Source organism: Mucilaginibacter sp. P4_G9 (assembly GCF_056400985.1).
Genome location: NZ_JBFUKF010000506.1, coordinates 1 through 3130, shown reverse-complemented (window position 1 = coordinate 3130; position 3130 = coordinate 1). Strand labels below are relative to the sequence as shown.

4 protein-coding genes are annotated in these 3130 nt (G+C 35.7%); all 4 read right to left on the bottom strand.

Annotation, left to right across the window (positions count from 1 at the left end; translation table 11 throughout):
- Positions 1 to 51: 51 nt before the first annotated feature.
- Positions 52 to 987 (bottom strand): glycosyltransferase family 2 protein, encoded by a 936-nt coding sequence (locus AC1DPZ_RS24560; protein ID WP_477408419.1) that lies wholly within the window; start codon positions 985 to 987, stop codon positions 52 to 54.
- Positions 987 to 1700 carry a class I SAM-dependent methyltransferase gene (locus tag AC1DPZ_RS24555; RefSeq protein ID WP_477408417.1) on the bottom strand — a complete coding sequence of 238 codons (714 nt, stop codon included), beginning with the start codon at positions 1698 to 1700 and terminating at the stop codon, positions 987 to 989. Before AC1DPZ_RS24555 ends, AC1DPZ_RS24560 begins: the two co-directional genes overlap by 1 nt.
- A gap of 6 nt (positions 1701 to 1706) precedes the next feature.
- The gene (locus AC1DPZ_RS24550; protein WP_477408415.1) at positions 1707 to 2471 is read right to left on the bottom strand and encodes a DUF5672 family protein; all 765 of its coding nucleotides are present in this window, start codon (positions 2469 to 2471) and stop codon (positions 1707 to 1709) included.
- A gap of 3 nt (positions 2472 to 2474) precedes the next feature.
- A partial coding sequence (locus AC1DPZ_RS24545; RefSeq protein WP_477408413.1) for an FkbM family methyltransferase occupies positions 2475 to 3130 on the bottom strand: 656 nt, incomplete at its 5' end.

Genomic DNA, 3130 nt, shown 5'->3' with positions numbered 1-3130 from the left:
GCCGGCTCCCTGCGGTCGGGTTCTGTTAAATACAGATGAGCAGGAAGCAACCTAATATAAATTGAGCTTATCAATGAGGTTATTAATACGGGTATATACCTTATGCAGAAAAAGCCTTCTATCCCAATCATAAACGGGCCCGTGCATATCTTTGCTGCAAATTAACCGGTGATCGTTGCTCCATGCGGCATCCATCTTGGAGTTTGATGTTTTTGCATCTTCGTGTATATTAGCTACAGATAGGGGTTGTTTAATCAACTTTCTTGTATTTCCTTTTACCAGGCGCAGCCAAAGTTCATAGTCTAACGAGCATTGTAACTCTTCATTAACCGGCTGATGGACATTAGCGCTCCAAAAGCATGATGGTTGTGCCAAAGCAGGGATCCGAATAAAATAATCTAAAAGCGGGTGCACCTTTGATAGTTTAAATTCCGAGGTTTTTACTTGGTAATTATAGCCGTATCCGTATATAAAATCAACCCGGGATGATAAAAATTTGCCGGTTACCAGATGGAATACATCCTTCATATAATAGTCATCACTGTTTATCCAGGCGCGGTAATCACCGGTGGCAAGGCTAAAGCCTAAATTTATTGCATGGCTTTGACCCCTATCCTTTTCGCTTTGCCAATAGCTTATCCATGGAGCATATTTTTCGATGATTTTTTTTGATCCATCAGTACTTCCTCCATCAATTATAATAAACTCAAGATTTGGGTAGTTTTGTAATAGTACCGATCTGATGGTCTCTTCGATGAAGGCGCCCTGGTTAAAGGAAGGGGTAACTATCGATAGCCTGGGCCAATTTATGTTTTTGTCGTATATAGCCGGGTGTACTTCTTCTGTCCATGGCCAGCCGGTTTTTAAAGTTAATGGGGCAGGCAGCTTATTTAATAACCCGGTGGCCGAAGCTTCAATTGTATCTAATGGATATTTTAATCCCTTATTTAGGAGGTGATTTTTATAATCAGGTAAATTAATTTCCATTATTGCTTTTGGGCTACAATTACATAATTCATAGTATTTGTATGATCGGGCACCTTTTTATCTACATAATAAAAAAATCTGTTAAGTGTTTTAATGCCCCCAAAAGCCCTGGCAATAGTCCGGATGACACTACCTTTAAAGCCTTTAATATTAAAGATAGTTGGGTAAAGTGCATGTATAAGTGCCTGACCCGCTACTGACCATTTTCCTCCGTTTGAATCTATAGAAATAACCTTAAATCCAGCTTTTTCCAATATGTATTTAAAACCGTGTTTTGTAAACCTAAAAAAATCGTATGGTTCTTCGTGTAACGGCCAATACATTGGTCCGCTTATTATAAAGTATCCATCTTTTTTTAAAAGCCTGAAAGCTTCATTTACCAAACCCTGGTGATCTTCAACATGCTCAATAGTTTGGGTAGAAATAACAGTATCAAAAGAATTACCGTCAATTGGAATATTGTTTGCAGGGCATAAAACATCCACGCGATTGTTGTTTGACTGAATTATGTCGCATCCTACGTATTCTGAAATATGAGGGCTTAGGATCTGTTCATAGGGTTTATTGCCGCAACCTATATCAATTAGTTTTCCTTTGGCAAATAAGTTAAATGCATTAAAAAGATCGGTATGATAAGATTTATAATGCAGATATAAAGAATGATTAAGATTTATTTCAATATCGGATAATCTTTCTGAATGAGTTTCTCTCATGTTATTTTATTTTATGAATTGTTTCCAGGTTTCCCATTCATACTTTTCAAAAGCATGGCAGCCAAAAGGTAGTTCGCCATTGAGCTTTTCTAAGGATACGCCGGGAGAATCCTCAATAGAAAACCTCAAAGCCTTTTCATCAGTTGGTAATTTAAAAATGGGGTAAAGCAAATTCCCCCAGTATTTAAAAAAGCCATCTTCATTATAGGGCTCCCATACTTTAACTTTTGCTTTTAATAATTTAAGCAGCCAGTAGCATGTCCGGGTTTTTCTTAACGAAAAGCCCCCGTTGCCCACATTGCTTATTTTATGCCCTGTTTTTAATAATTTATTAACAGTTGCCAGAAATTTAGAATACCCTTTTAAAAATTGCATCGTATTTGAGCAATTTTCATGCGGAATATTTGGCGCTCCGATAAAATCATAATTTTGATTGCACCAGTAGATTAGCTCATCTTTAAACACATAGGCATCCAATTGGTAAATGAGAATAAACTTATAGTTGAGAAAAGTTTTGTACAGAACCGGAGATAGCATTAATTGATTATACCCTGCTATATTGCTGAAATAAAAATCGGGGAAGGTTATTAATTTAAATGAAGCGTCATCACATATATTTTGATAGGCGGTTGTATCCAAGTTACCCGGGCCTATAAATATGATAGGATATTTTTTTAAAACTTTGAGGCATTGTTTTAAAGAAATAAGCTCATTAGCATCCAGCTGTTGTTTATATATTGGAATAATTACAGAAACCAGATTGCTATGCATTCTTTAATTTTTGTTCTCAATAGTTTCGTCCCGATAGCAGAAAATATTAATCAACATATCCATACCTAAAAATATTTCCTTATTTATAAACGGGTAAACTTTGTCTGCGCTTTCTTTAATATAATATCGCATACCAGCTGCCGTTATAAAGCTTAACAGTTTATTAAGGCCTTGTAGTTTATCTATAAAAGAGTGATACTCAAGGAAAAGGTAGTCCACTTTTTTTAGCTCTTCTGCAATATCCGGTATTACATTTATTTCTTCACCTTCAATGTCGATTTTTAAAAAAGTTATATTTTCAAAACCGCTTAAGAAAGATTTTAAACGGATTGCTTTTACAGGTACAGTTTTTTTACCATCAGTATTGTCAGTGATCATACCTGAATGACCTCCCTCTAACCAAAAGTTTAACGTAGCATCCTGATTGGTGACGGCCTCATTCCGGCAAAAAATATTGTCATCGTCAAATGCCGAAGCATTTTGTTTTAAAGCTTTGAATATATTGGGATCAGGTTCAAAAGCAACAATTTTAGCTTGGGGAAAATGGATTTTAAAATATATAGTTGCCAGGCCAATATTAGCGCCGCAATCAATTATGGTGATGTCTTTTTTTATTGATGCGAATTTATAAATCTCATTTAGGAATATTTCTTTATACG